The sequence below is a fragment of the Specibacter cremeus genome, from assembly GCF_003946885.1.
Classification (GTDB): domain Bacteria; phylum Actinomycetota; class Actinomycetes; order Actinomycetales; family Micrococcaceae; genus Specibacter; species Specibacter cremeus.
The window spans coordinates 1-1,108 of sequence record NZ_RWKQ01000098.1 but is presented as its reverse complement, the minus strand read 5'-3'; the positions used below and the strand labels follow the sequence as shown (position 1 = coordinate 1,108).

At 61.6% G+C, this 1,108-nt stretch carries 1 protein-coding gene; it reads right to left on the bottom strand.

Annotation, left to right across the window (positions count from 1 at the left end; translation table 11 throughout):
- On the bottom strand, positions 1-449 hold a 449-nt coding region (locus EJC77_RS21300; RefSeq protein ID WP_240630399.1), incomplete at its 3' end, for a reverse transcriptase domain-containing protein.
- Positions 450-1,108 lie beyond the last annotated feature (659 nt).

The following is a 1,108-nucleotide window of genomic DNA, read 5'->3' as shown; positions in this document are numbered from 1 at the left end:
GGCGACCCCTGCGGGGTTCCCTCCACCGTGGCCCGTCGGACACCGTTGGCCATGATCCCCGCCTCAAGGTAGCGGCGGACCAGTTTCAGGACCCGCTTGTCTTTCACTTTCCGCGCCACCCTGGCCATGAGCATGTCATGGTTCACCCGGTCAAAGAACGCATCCAGGTCAACCTCAACCACCCACCGATACCCCTGGCCGATCACCGTTTGGGCGACCTTCACAGCATCATGGGCGCTCCGGCCCGGCCGGAACCCATAGGAAACCGGCACGAACCCCGGATCAAAGACCGGGGACAGGACCTGCGCGATTGCCTGCTGGATCAGCCGATCCAACACGGACGGTACCCCCAGCATCCTCTGCCCGCTATTGTCAGGTTTGGGAATCATCACCCGACGCACCGGCAACGGCGCATACGTACCCGCATCCAACGCCTCCCGGACCTGCACCCAGTGCTCCAGGCACCAGGCACGGAGCTCCCCCGCGCCCGGCCCGTCAACACCGGCAGCACCCCGATTGCGTTCGACACGCTTCAACGCGACCAACAGATTCTGCCGGGAAAATACTTTCTCCCACAGACCCTGTTGGTCCCTGACGTCATCCCCGATACCCGCCGGAGTCTCACTACTACGCACAGACAGGGGCCCTCCCGGATTCACCGGTACCTCCAACAAACCATCTGCTCCACTCCTCATGGATTTACTGCGATGCCAATGAGTCACGAGAAATACCGCTTCAAACCATCAATTCCCAGCGTTCAGCCCTTCCCCACCACCAACATGATCCCGGTGGGTACTACGGCCTCGGCTGACTTCTGCCCCATCAGTGACGACCCTTAAAGCCGGACCGCTCCACCCAACAGGTGGCGCACTGGGACAGACCTCCCCAGATAAGAACATTCACTGTCCCCCTGCCGCCGCCGCATTTACACACTGGCCGTTTCGGTGGAACGGGCTTCACCGTCGCTTGCCGGCTTACCCCAACCAGCATGCCTTCTATGCGGTTCGTGTCCCTCGGTGCAGGGCTTTGCCTCCGGCTTCCTTCCCACCCCACCTCACGGTGACGCAGTTGCCATTGGCTAGAAGTTAAACCACCTTCTCCTCCAGAG